This is a genomic window from Streptomyces sp. NPDC086777 (assembly GCF_040702065.1).
Lineage (GTDB): Bacteria > Actinomycetota > Actinomycetes > Streptomycetales > Streptomycetaceae > Streptomyces.
The window spans coordinates 48,588-69,389 of record NZ_JBFBJI010000016.1 but is presented as its reverse complement, the minus strand read 5'-3'; the positions used below and the strand labels follow the sequence as shown (position 1 = coordinate 69,389).

The following is a 20,802-nucleotide window of genomic DNA, read 5'->3' as shown; positions in this document are numbered from 1 at the left end:
GGACCGCGCCGTACCCGGCCCGAAACGGACGCCGGCGCCGGGGCCGGCTGACGGGACGTGACGGTTGTCTCACGTCCTGAGACCGTGACACGCATTACTTACCGGGTTTCCCGGCCCCCGACCAGCGCTAGGGTCCCGCCCAAGAGGCATACCTCAACAGCGTGTAAGGGGAGCGGAGTGGCACGGAAGCTTGCCGTCATCGGGGCCGGCCTGATGGGTTCGGGCATCGCCCAGGTCGCCGCGCAGGCCGGCTGGGACGTGGTCCTGCGAGACGTCACCGACGAGGCACTGGACCGTGCCGTGGGCGGGATCCAGACCTCGTACGGCAAGTTCGTGAGCAAGGGGAAGCTGGAGGCGCACGACGCCGACGCCGCCCTGGCCCGCATCACCACGACCACCGACCTGGACGCGGTAGCCGACGCGGACGTCGTGGTCGAGGCCGTCTTCGAGAAGCTGGAGGTCAAGCACGAGATCTTCCGCGCGCTCGACAAGATCGTGCGCCCGGACGCCGTGCTCGCCTCCAACACCTCCGCGATCCCGATCACCAAGATCGCGGCCGTCACCGAGCACCCGGAACGGGTCGTCGGTGTCCACTTCTTCTCGCCGGTGCCGATGATGCAGCTCGTCGAGCTGGTCCGCGGCTACAAGACCAGCGACGAAACCCTCGCCACCGCGCGGGAGTTCGCCGAGTCCACCGGCAAGACCTGCATCGTCGTCAACCGGGACGTCGCCGGCTTCGTGACGACCCGGCTGATCTCGGCGCTCGTCGTCGAGGCCGCCAAGCTCTACGAGTCGGGCGTCGCCACCGCCGAGGACATCGACCTGGCCTGCAAGCTGGGCTTCGGTCACGCCATGGGGCCGCTGGCCACGGCCGACCTCACCGGCGTCGACATCCTGCTGCACGCCACCAGCAACATCTACACCGAGTCGCAGGACGAGAAGTTCGCCCCGCCGGAGCTGATGCGCCGGATGGTTGACGCCGGTGACATCGGGCGCAAGAGCGGGCAGGGCTTCTACTCGTACTGAAACATCAGTACGTAGACCCTCTGACCGCCTGTCAAAACGCACAAACCCCGGAGGTTTCACTCTCCGGGGTGAATTCGGTATCGGTTCGCTTACAGATGGCAACCTCTGACCGGCGAACGCAGTCAGACGTTGCAATACCGGACAACACTTTCACGGAGTAGGACACGCACTCTCGGGGAGCGCATATGTACATCAGGGGCGACCACGCCGAGCTGGTCGTCGGGGGCCGCCTCGACGTCCGCAGCGCGGCGGACGCCCGTACGGTCCTGCACTCGGCCGTCGACGACGGAGTCGGCGATCTGGTGCTGGACCTGTCCGAGCTGGACTCCTGGGACGCCACCGGACTCGGGGTGATCATGGGGGCCCACCGGCGGGCCGGCCGCTGCGGCCGCCGTCTGGTGCTGCGCGGCGTGCCGCCGCAGATGCAGCGCCTGCTGGTGGCCACCAGGCTGCACCGGATCCTGGCGATCGAGGGGGGTATCGGGGCGGAGTCGCTGCCGCGGGTGTGACACCGGGACTCGGCGGCCGGGCCGTGCCCGACCGGACCGGGCCGGGCCGCGGCGAGCGGTGACCGGTTCTGCCGCGGTGACCGCCGGCCGGCTGGGCCGTGGTGACGGGAGGCCGATGGCGGGCCGGCCCGTGGTGGCCGGCCGGGTGTGCGGTGGCGAATCGCCGGGACGCGGCGATCCGGTGTGAACCGGGCGACGGGGGTGACCCGGTCGGACGGCGCGCATCCGCACGTCAGACGCAATCCTCACGAGACCGTGATGTCTCGGACGGCGCGGTACCCCGGGCTGTCGTAGATACTGTGCGAAGGTTTAAGGTTCGGTCGCCCGCCGCCCTTGCCACCCTTCGAGCGCGGGCCCGGACCAGAAGCGACAGCGCGGTGTGCAACAGGCCGGGAGGGGCCGGTTTTCACGGCACACGACGCTTTTGGGGGGCTAGGAACCTATGGACCCGAACAACCCGGGACCCGCGGGGTACGGCCAGGACGATGGGGGTACCTCCCGGTCGAGCCTGTTCGAGACTGGGGGAGGCAGCACGCCGCGCCAGCGCCCGCCCAGGGATTCCCTCACCACCGACTTCGGTCAGAGCACGCCGGCGGCCGCCCGCATCACGCGGCTGGTCACCGGCGACTTCCTGCTGACCGTCAATCCGGTCGACGGCAGCGAGATAGAACCCTGCCCGCCGACCGAGCGCCCCGCCCGACCGGAGAAGCGCACGGCCGCCGAGCGCGCCGAGTACGAGCGCGCCGTCCGGCCGCCGGTTCCGCCCGGCCCCGCCCGGACCGAGCTGCCGCTCCTGGAACGCCAGGACGACCGCGAGCGGCTCGTCCGGCTCCTCGCCCGCGGCCGCTCGGTGCGCCTCACCGGCCCCGCGGGCTCCGGCCGCACCGCCCTCCTCGACCTGGTCGCCGACGACTGCTCCGACCTCGCCCCCGACGGCGTGGTCCGCCTCAACGGCTTCCACCGCACGCACGAGGACCTGCTCCACGACCTCTTCCACGCCGTCTACAAGGCGTCCGAGCACCGCCCCGACCACGACGAGCTCCTCGGACTGGTCCGGGACATCGGCGCCGTCGTCGTCCTCGACGACATCGAGTTCGGCGGCACCGGGCTCGACGAGCTGATCGACGCCACCCCCGAGTGCGCCTTCCTGATCGGCGCCACCCCGGACGTGCCGGCGCCGTCCGCCGACTCCGCCGTCGAGGAGGTCTTCCTCAGCGGCCTGGACCGGGCCGGCGGCGTCGACATCCTGGAGCGCGCGGTCGGCCGCGTCCTCACCGAGGAGGAGGCCAACTGGGCCGGCGACCTCTGGTTCGAGTCCGAGGGCCTGCCGCTGCGGTTCGTCCAGGCGGGCGCGCTGCTGCGCCAGCGCGACCAGGTGCGGGCCACCACGGGCGCCGTGGACGAATACGGCGTCTTCGCGTCCGACCTGCCCGAGCTGTCCGACATCGCCGCGCTCTCCGACCTCCCGGTCGAGGCGACCTTCGACACCGAGGCGACCGACGAGGTCCCGCTGCCGTCCCTCGGCGAGGCCGCCGCGGCCGCCCCGCTGCTCGCCTCCCGGCTCAGCGCCTCCGCCCGGGCCACCCTGCGCTTCGCGGTCGCCCTCGGCGGCGAGGTGCCGCACCAGGCCCATCTGCCGGCCCTCGTCGGCGACACCCACGCGGACGCGGCCCTCGGCGAGCTGGCGGGCTGCGGACTGGTCTCCCCGGTGGGCTCCCGCTACCGGCTCGCCGCGGGCGTCCTGCAGCAGCTGGAGGCCGCCGGATACGCCGACGACGCGGCGGCCCAGGCCCTCACCGCCGCCCAGCACTACGGCTGGTGGGCCGGGCACCCCTCGGTCACCCCGGAGCGGGTCTGCGCCGAGTCCGACGCGATCCTCGCCGCCCTGACGGTGATCGTCCCCGAGACGGTGCCGCCGGCGGAGGACGAGGAGAGCACGCCGGTACGACTGGCCCGCACGGCCGCGCCCGCGTTCGCGGCGGGGCTGCACTGGAGCGCCTGGGAACACGCCCTGCGGGCCGGCGCCGAGGCCTCCCGCCTCGCCGGCGAGGTCGGCGACCAGGCCTACTTCCACCACGAACTCGGCATCTTCGCGCTCTGCGGCGGCTGGCTGGACCGGGCGCGGGCCGAGCTGGAGGCCTCGATCGGGCTGCGCGGGGCGCTCTCCGACAAGCGGGGCACGACGGCCGGCCGACGGGCTCTCGCCCTGGTGGCCGACCGCTCGGGCGAGGTCATCCCGGCCGCCGCGATGGCGGGCGACGAGATTTCCGACGCCCGCCACGAGGAGTCCATATCCCCGGCCGGCGGGGTCACCACGCCTTTCCCCGCGGTGCACTCGCCGGTCTCCGACACGCTGGTGACCCAGAGGGTCCCGGGGCAGCCGGCGCCCTCCCAGGGCGGCGGGGGCGGCCTGGTCCGCATGGCCCGCCGCAACCTGGTCGCGGTGGGCGCGGGCGTGCTCCTGACGGCCGTCCTGGGCACCGTGGTCACCCTCGGCATGACCTCCAACAACAACGCCGACGACCCGTCCAACAACGTGAGCGTCAACCCGTCGGCGAGCGAGGACACCGGCGACGGCAGTCTGGGCGCCGACCCCGGCCGGACCACGGGCACGGGCAACACCGGCGCGACGACGCCCAAGCCGACGGATCCGGGCCCCGACGGCACCCTGGGCACGTCGGACGACCCCACACCCCCGTCCGACACGGAGACGCCTTCGGCTTCGGCATCGGGGACGAAGGGGTCCTCCGGGGGCGGTACGACGAGCAAGCCGACGAAGCCGACGACGAGCAAGCCACCGACGTCCCCGTCGTCCTCGGGAACGGCGTCGAGTCAGCCGACCGGAGGTTCTTCATCGTCCGGCACGCCGACCGGCGGTTCGTCCTCCTCCGGTGGACCCACGGACTCCGCCACGCCCTCCGACGCCACGAACTCGGCGAGCGGCCCGGCGTCCAACTCGCCGAGCGTCGCGACGAGCGCCTCCGGATCGGACGGCGTCAGCCCCGGAAGATCGACCGGCACACTGATCTGACCCTCGCCCCACTCCGCCACGACGGCGCTCATCCCCGGCAACGCGAACCGGCGATGCCGAACCCGCCCCAGGCCGGTACGGCACCGCCGCCCACCGCCGTAGGGGCTGAGCGCCGTCGCGGCGGTTCCGGAGCGGGCGGTGCCGTTGAGGGCGGGGCGGCGTCAATGGGGTTGGGCGGCGCCATGTGTGGGGTGCGGGCGGAGCGGAGTCGCCCGCACTCGATCCGCCGCAGCGGCGCTCAGCCACGATGGCGTGGACCGGCGGTGCCGAGTCCGCCTTGAGCCGGTTCGGCGGCGCCGGTCTTCGTCGTAGGGGTGGTGCGTCGCTGCGGCGGTTTCAGGGGGGTTGGGCGGCCGAGTGTGTCGGGCGGACGCGTCGGTTTGCTCGGGGGCGTGGGCCCACGCCGGGTCCGCCGCGGCGGCGCTCAGCCACGGTGACGCGACACGGCGGTGCCGAGCCCGGCTCAGGTCGGTCCGGTACCGGCGTTGACCGCCGTCGGGGCTGGGTGTCGTTGCGGCGGTTTGGAGGTGGGGCGGCGCGGACTTGTCGGGCCCTGGCAGAAGGGGCCCCATGTGTCGGCCTGGTTCAGGGGCGTCGGCCCGCCCGGTCAGAACAGGCGGAGTTTGTCGTCCTCGATGCCGCGGAGGGCGTTGTAGTCGAGGATGGTGCAGCCGATGCCGCGGTCGGTGGCGAGGACCTTGGCCTGGGGCTTGATCTCCTGGGCGGCGAAGATGCCCCGGACGGGGGCGAGGTGGGGGTCGCGGTTCAGGAGTTCGAGGTAGCGGGTGAGCTGTTCGACGCCGTCGATCTCGCCTCGGCGCTTGATCTCGATCGCCACGGTCTGGCCCTCGGCGTCGCGGCAGAGGATGTCCACCGGCCCGATGGCCGTCATGTACTCGCGCCGGATGAGCGTGTAGCCGTCGCCGAGCGTCTCGATCCGGTCGGCCAGCAGCTCCTGCAGGTGCGCCTCCACGCCGTCCTTGATCAGCCCCGGGTCGACGCCCAGCTCGTGCGAGGAGTCGTGCAGGACCTCCTCCATCGTGATGATGAGCTTCTCGCCCGCCTTGTTGATGACGGTCCAGACGCCGTCCTCGTCCCCCGTTCCCTCTTTGAGGGTGCACGGCGGCGACATCCAGTTGAGGGGCTTGTAGGCCCGGTCGTCCGCGTGGATCGAGACACTGCCGTCCGCCTTGACGAGGATCAGACGGGGAGCGGAGGGAAGGTGGGCGGTGAGCCGGCCGGCGTAGTCGACGGAGCACCGGGCGATGACGAGACGCATGGTCGGCAACGCTACTCGACGCGCCGCCCTCCACGCGATTCGCCCGGAACCGAGCGGCATCCGAGCGGCCTCGGACGCGCCCCCGCGACCGCTCCTGAAGGGTCGCCTGCACACGCCTGTTCAAACCTGGCCGATTGTGTGCCTAAAGGGACCGTCGCATATACGCAATCTCCTGGTGGGGTCACCGCCCGTTGCCTACCGTAGTAAACGGGAGGTCGCGGATTGTGTACTCAGCGTGTTCGGTATCGCGAACTCCCTTACCTGTCCGCCAACCCCTGCTGTTCGGGGGTGCGAGAGGAGTACCCATGTCGCTCGACGTCTCACCGGCCCTACTCGAACAGGCCGAGCGAGGCGAGGTCGACGAAGCAGATTTCGTCGACTGCGTCCGGACCTCCCTGCCCTACGCATGGGAGATGATCAGCTCCCTGGTGGCCCAGCTGAAGGTGGACGGCGGAGAGTTCGCCGACAACCAGACGCCTCCGCCGGACGAGCAGGCACGCGGTCAGCTGCTGCGTGCGCTCGCGAGTGACGCCATACGCGGCGCCCTGCAGCGGCACTTCGGTGTCCGGCTGGCCTTCCAGAACTGCCACCGTGTGGCGGTGTTCCCGCTGGACGCCTCGGTCGACGAGACGCTGGCCCGCTTCACCTCTGTGCGCAACCAGCTGCTGAACCAGTCCCCGGAGCTACGGGACTGCTGACGCCGTGCGTCGGTCCTGCTGACGCAGTGAGCCGCTTGCTTGCCGCTCCACACGCGGGAGGTGCATCAGTCACTGGGGCGGCAAGCTCCCCGCGGCGGTGAGGTCACCGGAGGTGCGGCAGTACCTCGGCACCCAGCCGTCGTACGTTCTCCTCCGTGGCCGCCAGATCCCCCGAGCCCTCGGTCAGCAGGGCGAAACGGGAGATGCCGGTCCGCTCGGAGGTCGCGGCGAGCCGGTCGGCGCACAGCCGCGGGGTACCCACCGGGTGGAGTCCGCAGAGCAGTTCGGTGTACGCGAGCGGGTCCCGCATGGAGCGGAACCGGCCGTCCACCGTCACGTGCGCCTCCAGGCCCTGCTTGAGCCAGCCCGGCATCGCCTTGGTCAGGGTCTCCGCGGCGTCGGTGCGGCTGTCCGCGATCTGGCAGACGCCGGCCGAGACATGGGCCGCCGCGGCGATCTCGTCGCCCGGCCGCCCGGCCGTCCGCGCGTGCTGCCGCCACAACGCGACCATCTCGGCCTTCTCCTCGTCGCCGACGTGCATCCCGAGCAGCATCGGCAGCCCCCGCTCGGCGGCCAGCCGGATGCTCGCCGCCGAGGTGCAGGCGACCACCACCTCCGGTCCCGGCGCCTCCGTCAGCGCCTCCGACGGGCGTGGCACGACGGGGACTTCACGGAACGAGAAGCGCGGTCCGGACGCCGACACGGCCGGTTCGCGCAGCCACCGCATCAGCAGATCGAGTGATTCGGGGAAGCCCTGTTCGTACGCCTCCAGACCCGATCCGAAGACCTCCAGATCCACCCACGGCCCGCCCCGCCCCACGCCGAGCGTGAAACGGCCGCCGCTCGTCACGTGCAGCAGCGCGGCCTGCTCGCCGAGGGCGACCGGATGGACGGTCGGCAGGACGCTCACCGCCGTACCGACCCGCAGCCGCCGGGTGCGGCCCAGCAGCAGAGCCGCCAGCGTGACCGCCGACGGGCAGGTGCCGTACGGCACGAAGTGGTGCTCGGCCAGCCAGACCGCGTCCAGACCGGACTCCTCGGCCACCTCCGCCGTGCGTACCGCCCGGTGCAGGGCTTCCCCCTGACCCTGGCCCGGGAACTGGGCGGCCAGCACAAAACTACCTACGCGCATCGTTTCTTCCTGCTTTCCTGGCTCCGACCCGGAGCTCCCCCACCGGGCATAACCGTCTGACACGTGCCGAGGACACGGCCTGGCGGAGAGATTTGCGGATTGTCTGGAGAATGGGTCGCCCTGGAGGGGGACTTGTGCGGGTTCGTGCCCTACGCGTACCCCCACGCGCGCGTCGTAGGCTGGACACAGCCCGTGCTTCCTGTATAGCCCCGAGAGGTGTCCCGTGTCCCCGCGTCGCAACCGACCCAAGGGCCCGAACGGAGCGGCCTCGTCCGGCCGGAGCGCCGAGGACGACCGCGCGGACCGCTACGGCGGCTGGCAGTCCACCGAGAGCTGGCAGGGCGAGGAGTGGAGCGTCCGGCACGTGGCCGGCGCCAGCGCCCTCGGCAAGACGTACCGCTGCCCGGGCTGCGACCAGGTGATCGCCTCCGGCGTCCCGCACGTGGTGGCCTGGCCGGAGCACTCGGGCGTGGACGAGCGCCGGCACTGGCACAAGGCCTGCTGGAACGCGAAGGACCGCCGCACCACGCGGGTGCAGCGGTCCAGGAACGCGCCGAAGTTCTGAGCGCCGTACAGGCCGTGACGCCGTTCTACACGTCGCGCTTCTCGAGGAGCACGTACGCACCCGCGAAGGCGACGGCCGTCACGCCCAGGATGATCCACAGCGGGTCCCAGCCCGTGGGGCCGGAATCGCTGAGGGAGTTGGAGTAGAAGATGCTCAGCTGGTTCGGGATCGAGTACTCGAACAGGGCCGTGCGCACCGTCTCCAGCGACGACGAGAACATGAACAGCGCGATCACCAGCGGGGCGAGGACCGCGCCGATCATGATGGTGATGGCGCCCGCCGAGTGCCGGATGATCGAGCCGATGATCAGCGAGAGCAGCCCGAGCAGCGCGATGTAGAGGCTGACGCCGACGGTTCCCTTCAGCCATTCCCCGCCGGTCGGCGTCCGGGCGACGTCGCTCAGCATCGACACCTGCGTCATGGCCACGAACGCGCTCGCCGCGAGGGTGATCACGAAGGCGACCGCGAAGAAGACGATCGCCTTCGCCGCGAGCACGCGGGCGCGGGAGGGGCAGGCCACCGTCGTCGTACGGATCATGCCCGTGCCGTACTCCGAGGCGGTCGTGAGCACGCCGAGCGTGATGATGCACATGCTGCCGAGCAGCAGGCCGAAGAAGCCGAGCGACAGCGCGTTGTTGCCGGTCAGTTCGTCGGACGAGGAGGAGTTGCTGACCACCGCGGCGGCCAGGAGGCCGATGCCGATCACGAGGAGGACGAAGACGCCGAGCGTCCAGATCGTCGAACGCACCGACCTGATCTTCGTCCACTCGGAGGCGATCGCGTGCCCGAGGTGGGTGCGCACCACCGGGATCGGCGAGACGTAGCCGGGGTACGAACCGCCGGACGCCGGCTGCCAGTCGGGCGCGGACGGGGCGGCCTGCGGCAGCGGAGGCTGGTGGGTGCTCATCGGGCGTCCTCGGGCTTGGTCAGGTCGGCGGGGGCGGGAGCAGGGGCGGCGGGGGCCGGAGCAGGGGCGGCGGGGGCCGGAGCGGCCGCCGGAGCCGGAGCCGGCTGCGCGTAGGGGTTCGGGGCGGCCTGCGGAGGCCCGTAGGGGCCCTGCGGGGCGCCGTACCCGGTCCCGGGCGCGGCGGGCGCCCCCGGCGCCCCGTACGGCCCCGCGAACGGCCGGCCGCCCTGCTGGGGCGGCGGCGGGGCGTACCAGCCCGGCTGGCCCTGCCCGGGCACCGGCATCGGCGGCTGGGCGCCCGGCGGCAGGGGCTGCTGCAGGCCCTCCTTCTGGTCGATCGAGGACCGGTAGTCCACGGCGCCCTGCGTCATCCGCATGTACGCCTCCTCCAGCGAGGCCTGGTGCGGCGAGAGCTCCCACAGCCGTACGTCCGCCTCGTGCGCGAGGTCGCTGATCCGGGGCAGCGGCAGCCCGGTCACTCTGAGCGCACCGTCCTGCTCCGGCAGGACGTGGCCGCCGGCCTCGGTCAGCGCCGAGCTGAGCTTCTCGCGCAGCTGCGGCTCGGTGTCCGGGGTGCGTACCCGCGCGAAGTCGGCGGAGTTGGCCGAAATGAAGTCCGTCACACTCATGTCGGCGAGCAGCTGGCCGCGGCCGATGACGATGAGGTGGTCGGCGGTCAGCGCCATCTCGCTCATCAGGTGCGAGGAGACGAAGACCGTACGGCCCTCGGCGGCGAGGGACTTCATCAGGTTGCGCACCCAGAGGATGCCCTCGGGGTCGAGGCCGTTGACCGGCTCGTCGAAGAGCAGTACCTGGGGGTCGCCGAGCAGCGCGGCGGCGATGCCGAGGCGCTGGCCCATGCCGAGCGAGAAGCCCTTCGAGCGCTTTGCGGCCACCTCCTGGAGGCCCACCACGCCGAGCACCTCGTCGACCCGGCGCGCCGGGATGGCGGACAGCTGGGCCAGGGAGAGCAGGTGGTTGCGGGCGGACCGGCCACCGTGCACCGCCTTGGCGTCGAGCAGCGCGCCGACCTGACGGGCGGCGTTGGGGAGCCTGCGGTAGGGGAAGCCGCCGATCGTCACGGAGCCGGCGGTCGGGTTGTCCAGGCCCAGGATCATGCGCATGGTCGTCGACTTGCCCGAGCCGTTCGGCCCGAGGAAGCCGGTGACGGCTCCGGGTCGTACCTGGAAGGAAAGGTTGTACACGGCGGTCTTGTCACCGTAGCGCTTGGTCAGGCCTACAGCCTCGATCATGCTCCGCACCCATCGAAAGGATCAGGACAGCGGGGCAGACGCCCCCCGTAAGGGTTAGGAGGATATCGGGGAGCTGACGGTTCCGGCCAAGAGCGAGCAAAGTCTCGGCCTCGCAGGCCCGGTCACTGGGCGTCGCGCCGCTTCAGCAGGACGTACCCGCCGGCCAGCACCGCGACCACCCACAGCCCCATGATCCCGAGCCCGCCCCAGGGGCCGTACGGCACGTCGTCGCCGACCCTCGGCACCACCTGCATGATGTGGCTGCCCGCCTGGTCCGGCAGGAACCGGCCGATCTTCTTGGTCGCGTCGACGTTCCCGAGGATGTTGGAGATCAGGAAGAAGAACGGCATCAGGATGCCCAGCGACAGCATCGGCGAGCGCAGCATCGCGGCCACGCCCATGGAGAACATCGCGATCAGCGTCATGTAGAGCCCGCCGCCGACCACCGCACGCAGCACCCCGGGATCGCCGAGGTGGGCCCGGTGCGAGCCGAGCACGGCCTGCCCGAGGAAGAAGGCGGCGAAGCTCGTCACCATGCCGACCACCAGCACCAGACCGGCCGCCACCGCGATCTTGCTGAACAGGAAGGTGGCCCGCTGCGGCACAGCGGCCAGCGAGACCCTGATCATGCCGGTGCTGTACTCGTTCGACACGACGAGCACCCCGAACACGATCATCGCCAGCTGACCGAGGGTCATCCCGGCGAAGCTGATGTTCGTCGGGTCGAAGGAGAGCCGTTCACGGGCCGGCATGTTGGAGAACTGCCTGTTCGCGAGCGCGGAGAGCAGCGTTCCGAGGGCCACCGTGACCACCACGGCCAGCGACAGCGTCCACACCGTCGACGCGACGGACCGGATCTTGGTCCACTCGGACCGAACGACCTGGGTGACGACGGCCATCTCACGCTCCCTTGTCCCAGCCGGAGCCCCAGGCCTGCGGCACCGGGGGCGAGTCGGCGTGCGCGTGGTACTCCACGGACTCCGCCGTCAGTTGCATGAACGCCTCCTCCAGGGAGGCCTGCTGGATGCTCAGCTCGTGCAGGACGACCCCGTTCTGCGCCGCCAGCTCCCCGATCGGCTCGGCCTTCCCGCCCTCCACCTCCAGGGCCCCGGTCCCCGTCTCGACGACGGTGATCCCGGCCGCGTGCAGCACGTCGAGCAGCCGCTCGCGCTGCGGGGAGCGGACCCGGACGTACGACCGGGAGTTCGTCCGGATGAAGTCGGCCATCGAGGTGTCGGCGAGCAGCCGTCCCTGCCCGATGACGACCAGGTGCTCGGCGGTCAGCGCCATCTCGCTCATCAGGTGCGAGGAGACGAACACGGTGCGGCCCTGGGCGGCCAGGGTCTTCATCAGGGTCCGGATCCAGTGGATGCCCTCGGGGTCGAGGCCGTTGACCGGTTCGTCGAACATCAGGATCCGCGGGTCGCCGAGCAGCGCCCCCGCGATCCCGAGCCGCTGCCCCATCCCGAGCGAGAAGCCCTTGGCTTTCTTCCGCGCCACCGCCGTCAGCCCGACGGTGTCGAGCACCTCGGCCACCCGCGCCCGCGGGATCCCGTTGCTCTGCGCGAGGCAGAGCAGGTGGTTGAAGGCGCTGCGCCCGCCGTGCACGGCCTTCGCGTCGAGCAGCGCCCCGATGTACGTCAGCGGGTCCTTGAGCTGTTCGTACCGCTTGCCGTCGACCCGCACCCGGCCGGCCGTGGGGTGGTCGAGCCCGAGGATCATCCGCATGGTGGTGGACTTCCCGGCACCGTTGGGCCCGAGGAACCCGGTCACGATGCCGGGCCTGACGGTGAACGTGAGGTCGTCGACCGCCGTCGTGTCGCCGTAGCGCTTCGTCAGTCCCGCCAACTCGATCATGCGGCCACGCTAAGACCGGCCTACCGGGGCTGCCACCTGAGCGCCGTGGCCGGGTGCACGCCGGTGGGGGCTGGTCGCGCAGTTCCCCGCGCCCCTAGAAGAAGGGCACTGCGGCCGGCGCCCCTTCAGGGGCGCGGGGAACTGCGCGAGCAACCACACGCATCCCGCACTGTCGGAACGGAGATCAGCCACCCCGGTAACAACTCACCGCACCCCACGACGAAGGCCCGCACCCCCCGAAGGGAACGCGGGCCTTTGACGTTGCTAGCGCTTACCGGGACTGCTGCGCCGGGACTCCGCGGGAGATCGGCTCGTCCTCCGTCGGCGAGCTGGCGGCGGCCACCGCCGCCCCCGTCAGCGTCGCCAGCATCTCGCGGACGTTGGTCAGCTGGGCGTTGATGCTGTCGCGGCGGTTGGTCAGGGCGGCCAGCTCGCGCTCGGATTCCGAGCGGATCCGGTCGGCCTTGGCGTTCGCGTCCGCAACGATGTCCTCGGCCTGCCGCTGCGCCGTCTCGACGGTCTGGCGGGCGCGGCGCTCGGCGTCGGTGCGCAGCTTCTCGGCCTCCAGCCGCAGCTGCTCCGCGCGGTGCTCGATCTCCGCGAGGCGCTTCTCGGCCTTCTGCTGGCGGGACGCCAGGTCGCGCTCGGACTGCTCGCGGCGCTTGGCGAGGTTCGTCTCGAAGTCGGCGGCGGCCTGCGCGGCCTTCGCACGGGTCTCCTCGAAGAGGGCGTCCGCCTCCTCACGCTTGGACTGCGCGTCCTTCTGCGCGTCGGCGCGCAGCTGCGAGGCGTCGCTCTTGGCCTTCTCGACGATCCGGACGCCCTCGTCCTCGGCCTTGGACTTGCGCTCCGCAGCGAACGATTCTGCGTCGTTGCGCACCTGCTGGGCCGCCGACTCCGCGAGCTCGCGGTGCTGCTCGGCGGCGCGCCGGGCCTCCTCGCGCAGGTCCTTCGCCTCCTCCTCGGCGAGGCGGAGGATCTTCTCGACACGCGCGCCGAGGCCGGCGTACGACGGCTCAGCGTCGCTTACCTGGGCCTGGGCGTTCTGCGTCTCGAGGTGGAGCTCCTCGATGCGCTTTTCCAGAGCGGTGATGCGGGCGAGAGCGCTGTCACGGTCGGAGACGAGCTTGGAGATCCGTTCGTCCACCTGAGCGCGGTCGTACCCACGCCGCACTAGCTCGAAGCCGTAGGGGGAAGTGTCGCTCATGGGGTTCCTGTCGAAAGAGACCGGTGAGGTGATAGGGGGAATCCTAGGGGCCGAAGCGGTGTGTCATCGAGCGGATACGTGTTTGATCTGGAGAATGACACCCCTTTTGAGTGGCTAGCTGTGAGATCGCTTGCCAAAGCCTCTGCCACAGATTTAATCAAAAGCCCCAGAACACTACAGAACCACCCCCGGCCTCTAGCCCTCTGACGACTTGCCACCCGAACGCGGCGCGCCCACCGTGCTGCCCGCCTTGACCCCGCCGTCCTTGCCGGCCGACGGCGCCTCGAAGGACTCCAACGCCTCCAGGACGTCCTGGACACGGGAGATCTCGCCGTTGATGTTCTCCCGCCGGCGCTCCAGGATCTCCAGTTCGCGCTTTCCCTCGTCGACCGTGCGGCGGGCCTCGCGGATCGCCTCGGCCTTGAGCTCCTCGGCCTCCCGGACCAGCGTGGCCTTCTTCTGCTCGGCCTCCTTGAGCAGACCCTCGGCCTTCTTGACGGCGGCGATCCGGACCTTTCCGGCCTCCGAGTTCGCCTCCGAGACCAGATCCTTGGCCTTGGCCTGGGCCTTGGCGAGCTGCTCCTCGGCGGCCCTGATGAGTGCGTCACAGCGGTCGCCGGTGGACTTCATGGTCTCGGCGGCCTCGCGGCGGGCCCGCTCGTGCAGCTCCTCGATCTCGGCGGTGACGCGCTCGCGCAGCTCCTCCGCCCGCTCCCTGATGGCGGTGGCGTCCCGGCGGGCACCCACCAGCAGCTCGTCCGCGTCCGTGCGGGCCTTCTCCACCCGCGTGTTGCCCTCGACCGTGGCCTCGGACACCAGCCGGTCGGCCTCCTTGCGGGCCGCGCCCACCATGGTGTCGGCCTGCGACTCGGCGTCCGCGGTGGTCTTCATCGCCTGCTGCTGCGCCTCGGTGAGCAGCTTGTCGGCCTCGGCGGTCGTCTCGTTGATGAGCGTGTCGACCTGCTCGGCCACGTCCTGACGGCGCCTGTTGGCGTCGTTGCGGGCCTCGTCGAGGGTGCGATCGGCCTCCTCGCGGGCGGCGTTCAGCATCCGCTCGGACTCGGCCTCCGCATCCGCCTTGAGCCGCTCGGCGTCGGCCCGGGTCCGGTCGGCGTGCAGCTGGGCGGAGCCGACCGTCTCGGCGGCCTCGGCGCGCAGCCGCTCCGCGTCGCCGGTGGCGTCCGAGATCAGCTTCTCCGCCTTCGCGATGGCGTCGGCGCGGACCCGGTCGGCCTCGGCGATGGTCTCGTTCTGCAGCCGCTCGGCCTCGCCGCGCGCCTCGGTGATGAGGGTGTCCGCCTGGGTCGCCGCGTCCGAACGCATCCGGTTGGCGTCCTCACGCGCCTCGGCACGCGTGCGCGTGGCGTCCTGGTCCGCCTGGGCGATGGCGTCGGAGGCCTCGGTGCGCACCCGCTGGGCGTGCGACGCCGCCTCGGACCGCAGCCGCTCCGACTCGGTCATCGCGTCGGCGACGGTCCGCTCGGCGAGCGACTTCGCCGCCTCGGACGCCTCGGCCGCCTCGCGCCGGATCCGCGTGGCGTCCTCGCTGGCCCGCTCCCGCTCGGCGTACGCGTCGGCGCGGACCCGGTCGGACTCCTCCTCGGCCTCCCGCCGGGTGCGGTCCGCGGCGTGCTCGGCGGCCGAGCGCAGCCCGGTGATCTCCTCCTGCGCCTGCTCGTGCAGCCCGGAGACGGAGTCCCGCACCTGCTGGGCGTGGAGCTCGGCGGCCGACACCATCTCGGTGGCCCGCCGGTCCGCCTCCTCGATCAGCCGTACGGCCTCGGCCTGTGCCTCCTCGACGCGGTTGCGCGCCTGGGCCAGCAGGTCCTCGCTCTGCTCGCGGGCCCGCTCGCGCTCCTGGTCGGCCTCCTGGCGGGCGGAACCGAGCAGCTCCTCGGCCTCGCGGCGCCGCCGGGTGGCCTCCTCCTGGGCGGCGGCCAGCGTCTCGGACGCCTCGGTGGACAGCCGCTCGGCGGCCGCCTGCGCCTCGGCCCGGACCCGGTCGGCGGTGTCCTGGGCCTCCTGCTTGAGCCGCTCCGCCTCGGCCGCGGCCTCGGACCGCAGCCGTACGGCGACGCTCTCGCCCTCCGCACGGGAGGCCGACGCGTCGGCGGCGGCCTCGTCCCGCAGCCGCTCCGCCTCGGTCTCGGCCTGCTGCTGGAGCGTACGGATCCGCTCGGCGGCCTCGGAGCGCAGCCTGTCGGTCTCCTCGCCGGCCTCCCGGCGGATCCGGCCGGCCTCCTCGCGCGCCTCGGTCAGCGCCTGGTCCGCGTGGGCGAGCCGGTCCTCGGCCTCGGTGTGCAGGCGGGTCAGCTCGGCGGCGGCCTCCGCGCGCCGGGCCTCGACGCCGCGCTCGGTCTCCTCGCGCAACTCGCGCGCGGCCCGCTCGGCGTCCGCCTGCATCGCCTCGGACTGCTCCTGGGCCTCCGCGCGGAGCCGTTCGGCCTCCTGGCGGGTGCGCTCCAGGGTCTCCTCGGCCTGCCGGCGCAGCGTGGTGGCGCGCTCGATGGCCTCGGTGCGGACCTTCTCGCTGTCCGCGGTCGCGGTCTGCCGCAGCTCGTCGGCGTCCGCCTTGGCCTTGGCGAGCAGCTCCTCGGCGGACTTGGCCGCCTCCTCGATCTGCTGCACGGCCTCGCGCCGGGCCTCGGCGCGGATCGACTCGCCCTCGGCGACCGCGTCGGACCGCAGCTGCTCGGCCTCGCCGCGCAGCCGGCGGGCCTCCTCCTGCAGCTCGACGGTCTTGGCGCGGTACTCCTTGGTGTCGTCCTTCGCCGTGCCCTTGAGCTGCTCGGCGATGTCGTGCGCCTCGGCGCGCAGCCGGTCCGCCTCGGTCTCCGCCTCGGTGCGGATCCGCTCGGCCTCCTCGGCGGCGGCCTTCGTGGTCTGCTTGGCCTCCTCGGACGCCTTGTTCAGGACGTCCTCGGCGGTCTTGGCGGCCTTCGCCAGCTGGGAGGCGCTCTCCTCGGCGGTGAGGCTGCGGGCCTTCTCGGAGGCCTCGGCGATGATCTTCTCCGCCTCGGCCCTGGCGTCCGCGACGACCTGCTCGGCGCTCGCCTTGGTGGCCTCGGCGTCCTTGGTGGCCTCGCTGACCAGCCGGGCGACCTGCTCCTTGGCGGTGCGGGTGCGCTGCTCGTTGGTGGCCTCGGCGCTGGACAGGGCCTTCGAGGCGCTCGCCTCGGCCTCCGTGACCAGCTTCTCGGCCTCGGACTGCGCCTTGCGCAGCGCCTCCTCCGCCTCCGCCATCCGCTGCTCGGCGGCCCGGCTCAGCTCGCTCGCCTGCCGGCGGGCGGTGTCCGACTCCGTCGCGGTGGAGCTGCGCAGCTGCTCCGCGTGGTCGGTGGCCTCCTGGGCCTGCGTGGACGCGGCGTTCAGCAGCCGCTCGGCGTCCCGGCGGGCGCGCAGCAGCAGCTGCTCGGCCTCCCCGCGGGCCGCCTCGGCGTCGGCCTGCAGCCGCTGCCGCGCCTCGGTCGCCAGCCGCTCGGCCTCCGCGCGGGCGGCCGTCATCGCCTGCTCGGCCTCGGCCCGCGACTCGTCGAGCAGCCGCCGGGCCTGCGACTCGGTGCGGGCGCGCAGCTGCTCGGCCCAGGCCACGTTCTCGTTGACGTGCGACTCGACGGTCTGCCGGCGCTCGGCCAGCTCCTGGTCCAGCTGCTGGCGGCGGGTCACCGCCTCCTGGTGCAGCTCGGCCTGGAGCCGCGCGGCCTGCTCGGCGTGCTCCTGGAGGATGCGCTGGGTCTGCGCCCGGGCCTCCGCGGCCACCCGCTCCGCCTCCTGGCGGATCTGGTCGGCCTGTACCTGGGCGTTCCGCAGCAACTGTTCGGCGTGGTACCCGATGTCACCGCCGTCGAACGCGGGCCGGGACATGATGGTGCGCCGCGCCTCGTGCAGCTTGGCGCGCAGCACCTCGACCTGGTAGCCGAGGTCCTCGGCATGCTGGATCGCCTTTTCCCGCTCGGTCTTCAGCCGTTTCATCTCGGCCTCGAACCGAGAGAGGTGGTCGACGTCAGCCGCCGGCTCTCGCTCCTGGCTCTCGTAGCCCCGCACTGCGCGGTCCCATCCGTCCCCTGGTCGCAACCTTCTCCGAACGAGCTCCGTCCATCCGCCGAACGGGGCCCCCGGGGAATGGTGTCAGATCAACGGCGGAGCACGGGCTGCTGCCCCGACGCTCGTCCCCCGAAACCCGGACCCCGGCATGCGGCCGCCCCGGCCCTGCGAACGTGCGAAGGGGCGACCGCCCCCAACCCTACCGGCCCATATGTACGAGGGTCAGTGCTCAGGTGACTCAACAGCCGCCGAAGTGACCAGTTCTGTCAGTACGCCGTGGCAATCCTTGGGGTGCAGGAAGGTGATCCGCGACCCCATGGAGCCGATCCGTGGCTCGTCGTACAGAACGCGTACGCCCTTGGACCGGATGTCGGCCGCGTCCCCGTCCACATCCGCCGTACCGAAGGCGATGTGGTGGACCCCCTCGCCGTTCTTCGCGAGCCACTTGCCGACCGCCGAGTCCTCCCGGGTCGGTTCGAGAAGCTGCAGGTAGGAGGCGCCGCCGTCGGACGTCTCGTTGATCTTGAGCATGGCCTCGCGCACGCCCTGCTCCTCGTTGACCTCGGTGTGGAACACCTCGAAGCCGTACGTGGCCCGGTAGAACTCGACGGTCGCGTCGAGGTCGTGGCAGGCGATCCCGATGTGGTCGATTCGCGTCAGCATGGACTCAGTCCAGCGCCACGGAGATGGTTACGCAACGTGCCAGCGATCACACTGACGGCCCGATGACGGCACGGAGTGCCACGCAATACATTCGAAGTAAACCCTCGTTCACTCCTCGGCAGTGCAGCCGGTAAGGGGATTCGCAGCTCATGACCTCTGGAACCTCGGGAACCACCTCGGTGATCGTCGCGGGCGCGCGGACGCCCATGGGACGACTGCTGGGCTCGCTGAAGTCCTTCTCCGGAGCCGACCTCGGCGGCTTCGCGATCAAGGCCGCCCTCGACCGTGCGGGGATCGGCGGCGACCAGGTGCAGTACGTGATCATGGGGCAGGTGCTCCAGGCCGGCGCCGGCCAGATCCCGGCGCGCCAGGCCGCCGTGAAGGCCGGCATCCCGATGAGCGTCCCGGCGCTCACGATCAACAAGGTGTGCCTCTCCGGCCTCGACGCCATCGCGCTGGCCGACCAGCTGATCCGCGCCGGCGAGTTCGACATCGTGGTCGCGGGCGGCCAGGAGTCGATGACCAACGCCCCGCACTTGCTGCCCAAGTCCCGCGAGGGCTTCAAGTACGGCTCCATCGAGATGCTCGACGCGATGGCGTACGACGGCCTGACCGACGCCTGGGAGAACATCCCGATGGGCGAGTCGACCGAGAAGCACAACACCCGCCTCGGCCTCGGCCGCGAGGAGCAGGACGCGGTGGCCGCGCTGTCCCACCAGCGGGCCGCCGCCGCCCAGAAGAACGGGATCTTCGAGGCCGAGATCACCCCGGTCGAGATCCCGCAGCGCAAGGGCGAGCCGGTCGTCTTCAGCAAGGACGAGGGCATCCGCGGCGACACCACGGCCGAGTCGCTGGGCAGGCTCCGCCCGGCGTTCACGAAGGACGGCACGATCACCGCCGGCAGCTCCTCGCAGATCTCCGACGGCGCGGCGGCCGTGGTCGTGATGAGCAGGGCCAAGGCCGAGGAGCTGGGCCTGGAGTGGCTCGCCGAGATCGGCGCCCACGGCAACGTGGCCGGACCGGACAACTCCCTCCAGTCCCAGCCGTCGAACGCCATCAACCACGCGCTCGAGAAGGAGGGCCTGAACGTCGGCGACCTGGACCTCATCGAGATCAATGAGGCCTTCGCCGCGGTCGCCGTCCAGTCAATGAAGGACCTCGGGGTGTCCACCGAAAAGGTGAACGTGAACGGTGGTGCCATTGCCCTGGGCCACCCCATCGGCATGTCCGGCGCCCGGCTCGTCCTGCACCTGGCCCTGGAGCTCAAGCGCCGGGGCGGCGGGGTCGGCGCGGCCGCGCTGTGCGGTGGCGGCGGTCAGGGTGACGCGCTGATCGTGCGGGTACCGAAGGCCTGAGTACGTTTCGCCGGGCTGACGGCGAACGGCAACGAACGGAGCGAACGGAGCTGTGATGCAGGACGTCTCCTCACTGGTGGCCCAGGCCAGGGAGGGCCGACCGCGAGCGGTGGCCCGTCTGATTTCCCTGGTGGAGGGGGCGTCCCCGCAGCTCAGGGAGGTCATGGCGGCACTCGCGCCGCTGACCGGCAACGCCTACGTGGTGGGGCTGACCGGCTCCCCGGGCGTCGGCAAGTCGACCTCCACCTCGGCGCTCGTGACCGCCTATCGCAAACAGGGCAGACGGGTCGGCGTGCTGGCCGTCGACCCGTCCTCCCCGTTCTCCGGCGGAGCCCTCCTGGGCGACCGCGTCCGCATGTCCGACCACGCCTCCGACCCCGGCGTCTACATCCGCTCGATGGCGACCCGGGGTCACCTGGGCGGCCTCGCCTGGGCGGCTCCCCAGGCGATCCGGGTCCTGGACGCGGCGGGCTGCGAGGTGATCCTGGTGGAGACGGTCGGCGTCGGCCAGTCCGAGGTCGAGATCGCCTCCCAGGCGGACACCAGCGTGGTGCTCCTCGCCCCCGGCATGGGGGACGGCATCCAGGCGGCCAAGGCGGGCATCCTCGAGATCGGGGACGTGTACGTCGTCAACAAGGCCGACCGGGACGGTGCGGACGCCACGGCCCGCGAGCTGAACCACATGCTCGGCCTCGGCGAGTCCCGGGGCCCCGGTGACTGGCGGCCTCCGATCGTCAAGACGGTCGCCGCGCGGGCGGAGGGCATCGACGAGCTGGTGGAAGCGCTGGAGAAGCACCGCGCCTGGATGGAGGAGCGGGGCGTCCTCGCGGAGCGCCGCCTGGCCCGTGCCGCTCGCGAGGTCGAGACCATCGCGGTGACGGCGCTGCGCGCCCGGATCGGCGACCTCCACGGCGACCGCCACATCGACGCTCTCGCGGACCGCATCGTGGCCGGCGACCTGGACCCGTACCGGGCGGCCGACGAACTCGTGGCAAGCCTCACGGAGGGCTGACGCGGGCCGGGCCGACAACGGTGGGCGCGGGGTCTCGTGTTCGCCTGCGGGCCCGTGGGGGCCGGTCGCGCAGTTCCCCGCGCCCCTTGCGGGGCGTTGTCGTGCTGTTGTGGATTTCGTCGGCTCTGTTTGGTCGGGGTGGCGTGGGTGGTGCGTCGGGTGTGCGTCGGTGGGGGCCGGTCGCGCAGTTCCCCGCGCCCCTTGCGGGGCGTTGTCGTGCTGTTGTGGATTTCGTCGGCTCTGTTTGGTCGGGGTGGCGTGGGT

General features: G+C 71.9%; 16 protein-coding genes. 7 read left to right on the top strand and 9 right to left on the bottom strand.

Features of this window, described 5'->3' with window-relative positions; genetic code table 11:
• The first annotated feature begins 177 nt into the window (after nucleotides 1-177).
• The 3 genes from AB0472_RS22955 to AB0472_RS22945 all read left to right on the top strand — a co-directional run bounded on the left by AB0472_RS22955 (nucleotide 178) and on the right by AB0472_RS22945 (nucleotide 4,566).
• A complete protein-coding gene (locus AB0472_RS22955; RefSeq protein ID WP_366358430.1) occupies nucleotides 178-1,026 on the top strand; it encodes a 3-hydroxyacyl-CoA dehydrogenase family protein in 849 nt (282 codons plus the stop codon).
• Between the two features lie 185 nt (nucleotides 1,027-1,211).
• Complete coding sequence (locus tag AB0472_RS22950) at nucleotides 1,212-1,535, top strand: STAS domain-containing protein (RefSeq protein WP_093499049.1); 324 nt, start codon at nucleotides 1,212-1,214, stop codon at nucleotides 1,533-1,535.
• Between the two features lie 442 nt (nucleotides 1,536-1,977).
• The gene (locus tag AB0472_RS22945; RefSeq protein ID WP_366358427.1) at nucleotides 1,978-4,566 is read left to right on the top strand and encodes an ATP-binding protein; all 2,589 of its coding nucleotides are present in this window, start codon (nucleotides 1,978-1,980) and stop codon (nucleotides 4,564-4,566) included.
• Between the two features lie 607 nt (nucleotides 4,567-5,173).
• Here the strand turns inward: AB0472_RS22945 and nucS are convergent.
• A complete protein-coding gene (gene nucS / locus AB0472_RS22940; RefSeq protein WP_366358425.1) occupies nucleotides 5,174-5,845 on the bottom strand; it encodes an endonuclease NucS in 672 nt (223 codons plus the stop codon).
• A 305-nt stretch (nucleotides 5,846-6,150) separates the two neighbouring features.
• Between nucS and AB0472_RS22935 the strand changes: the two genes are divergently transcribed.
• Nucleotides 6,151-6,543, top strand: coding sequence for an SCO5389 family protein (locus AB0472_RS22935; RefSeq protein WP_093499046.1), 393 nt, complete (start codon nucleotides 6,151-6,153; stop codon nucleotides 6,541-6,543).
• A 103-nt stretch (nucleotides 6,544-6,646) separates the two neighbouring features.
• Here the strand turns inward: AB0472_RS22935 and AB0472_RS22930 are convergent, their stop codons facing one another.
• On the bottom strand, nucleotides 6,647-7,675 hold the full coding sequence (locus tag AB0472_RS22930) for an LLM class flavin-dependent oxidoreductase (RefSeq protein WP_366358423.1): 1,029 nt from the start codon (nucleotides 7,673-7,675) through the stop codon (nucleotides 6,647-6,649).
• Between the two features lie 223 nt (nucleotides 7,676-7,898).
• Here AB0472_RS22930 and AB0472_RS22925 point away from each other — a divergent pair, with 223 nt between their 5' ends.
• Nucleotides 7,899-8,240 (top strand): ATP/GTP-binding protein, encoded by a 342-nt coding sequence (locus AB0472_RS22925; RefSeq protein WP_366358421.1) that lies wholly within the window; start codon nucleotides 7,899-7,901, stop codon nucleotides 8,238-8,240.
• 25 nt (nucleotides 8,241-8,265) lie between these two features.
• Here AB0472_RS22925 and AB0472_RS22920 read toward each other — a convergent pair whose 3' ends face one another.
• From AB0472_RS22920 to mce, 7 genes are all read right to left on the bottom strand, one after another.
• Nucleotides 8,266-9,147 (bottom strand): ABC transporter permease, encoded by an 882-nt coding sequence (locus tag AB0472_RS22920; RefSeq protein WP_366358419.1) that lies wholly within the window; start codon nucleotides 9,145-9,147, stop codon nucleotides 8,266-8,268.
• Complete coding sequence (locus AB0472_RS22915) at nucleotides 9,144-10,400, bottom strand: ATP-binding cassette domain-containing protein (protein ID WP_366358417.1); 1,257 nt, start codon at nucleotides 10,398-10,400, stop codon at nucleotides 9,144-9,146. Before AB0472_RS22915 ends, AB0472_RS22920 begins: the two co-directional genes overlap by 4 nt.
• 122 nt (nucleotides 10,401-10,522) lie before the next feature.
• Nucleotides 10,523-11,299: an ABC transporter permease gene (locus tag AB0472_RS22910; RefSeq protein WP_366358416.1), complete on the bottom strand. Its 777-nt coding sequence runs from the start codon at nucleotides 11,297-11,299 to the stop codon at nucleotides 10,523-10,525.
• Nucleotide 11,300: 1 nt separating this feature from the next.
• The gene (locus AB0472_RS22905) at nucleotides 11,301-12,257 is read right to left on the bottom strand and encodes an ATP-binding cassette domain-containing protein (protein WP_366358414.1); all 957 of its coding nucleotides are present in this window, start codon (nucleotides 12,255-12,257) and stop codon (nucleotides 11,301-11,303) included.
• 271 nt (nucleotides 12,258-12,528) lie between these two features.
• A complete protein-coding gene (locus AB0472_RS22900) occupies nucleotides 12,529-13,464 on the bottom strand; it encodes a cellulose-binding protein (RefSeq protein ID WP_366358412.1) in 936 nt (311 codons plus the stop codon).
• Nucleotides 13,465-13,659: 195 nt separating this feature from the next.
• Nucleotides 13,660-17,508 carry a polarized growth protein Scy gene (scy, locus tag AB0472_RS22895; protein WP_366358411.1) on the bottom strand — a complete coding sequence of 1,283 codons (3,849 nt, stop codon included), beginning with the start codon at nucleotides 17,506-17,508 and terminating at the stop codon, nucleotides 13,660-13,662.
• 222 nt (nucleotides 17,509-17,730) lie between these two features.
• Nucleotides 17,731-18,171 carry a methylmalonyl-CoA epimerase gene (gene mce / locus AB0472_RS22890; RefSeq protein WP_123974084.1) on the bottom strand — a complete coding sequence of 147 codons (441 nt, stop codon included), beginning with the start codon at nucleotides 18,169-18,171 and terminating at the stop codon, nucleotides 17,731-17,733.
• Between the two features lie 149 nt (nucleotides 18,172-18,320).
• Between mce and AB0472_RS22885 the strand changes: the two genes are divergently transcribed.
• Together AB0472_RS22885 and meaB are read left to right on the top strand one after the other, a co-directional pair.
• On the top strand, nucleotides 18,321-19,526 hold the full coding sequence (locus AB0472_RS22885; protein ID WP_366358409.1) for an acetyl-CoA C-acetyltransferase: 1,206 nt from the start codon (nucleotides 18,321-18,323) through the stop codon (nucleotides 19,524-19,526).
• A gap of 55 nt (nucleotides 19,527-19,581) precedes the next feature.
• On the top strand, nucleotides 19,582-20,538 hold the full coding sequence (gene meaB / locus AB0472_RS22880; RefSeq protein ID WP_366358408.1) for a methylmalonyl Co-A mutase-associated GTPase MeaB: 957 nt from the start codon (nucleotides 19,582-19,584) through the stop codon (nucleotides 20,536-20,538).
• Nucleotides 20,539-20,802: the final 264 nt, after the last annotated feature.

Excerpts from the sequence above, each read along its gene's own strand:
- AB0472_RS22935 (WP_093499046.1), top strand. The coding sequence starts at position 6,151 with ATGTCGCTCGACGTCTCACCGGCCCTACTCGAACAGGCCGAGCGAGGC.
- AB0472_RS22905 (WP_366358414.1), bottom strand. The coding sequence starts at position 12,257 with ATGATCGAGTTGGCGGGACTGACGAAGCGCTACGGCGACACGACGGCG.
- AB0472_RS22910 (WP_366358416.1), bottom strand. The coding sequence starts at position 11,299 with ATGGCCGTCGTCACCCAGGTCGTTCGGTCCGAGTGGACCAAGATCCGG.
- AB0472_RS22930 (WP_366358423.1), bottom strand. The coding sequence starts at position 7,675 with ATGCGCGTAGGTAGTTTTGTGCTGGCCGCCCAGTTCCCGGGCCAGGGT.
- nucS (WP_366358425.1), bottom strand. The coding sequence starts at position 5,845 with ATGCGTCTCGTCATCGCCCGGTGCTCCGTCGACTACGCCGGCCGGCTC.
- AB0472_RS22915 (WP_366358417.1), bottom strand. The coding sequence starts at position 10,400 with ATGATCGAGGCTGTAGGCCTGACCAAGCGCTACGGTGACAAGACCGCC.
- AB0472_RS22885 (WP_366358409.1), top strand. The coding sequence starts at position 18,321 with ATGACCTCTGGAACCTCGGGAACCACCTCGGTGATCGTCGCGGGCGCG.
- AB0472_RS22945 (WP_366358427.1), top strand. The coding sequence starts at position 1,978 with ATGGACCCGAACAACCCGGGACCCGCGGGGTACGGCCAGGACGATGGG.
- AB0472_RS22950 (WP_093499049.1), top strand. The coding sequence starts at position 1,212 with ATGTACATCAGGGGCGACCACGCCGAGCTGGTCGTCGGGGGCCGCCTC.
- meaB (WP_366358408.1), top strand. The coding sequence starts at position 19,582 with ATGCAGGACGTCTCCTCACTGGTGGCCCAGGCCAGGGAGGGCCGACCG.
- AB0472_RS22900 (WP_366358412.1), bottom strand. The coding sequence starts at position 13,464 with ATGAGCGACACTTCCCCCTACGGCTTCGAGCTAGTGCGGCGTGGGTAC.
- mce (WP_123974084.1), bottom strand. The coding sequence starts at position 18,171 with ATGCTGACGCGAATCGACCACATCGGGATCGCCTGCCACGACCTCGAC.
- AB0472_RS22920 (WP_366358419.1), bottom strand. The coding sequence starts at position 9,147 with ATGAGCACCCACCAGCCTCCGCTGCCGCAGGCCGCCCCGTCCGCGCCC.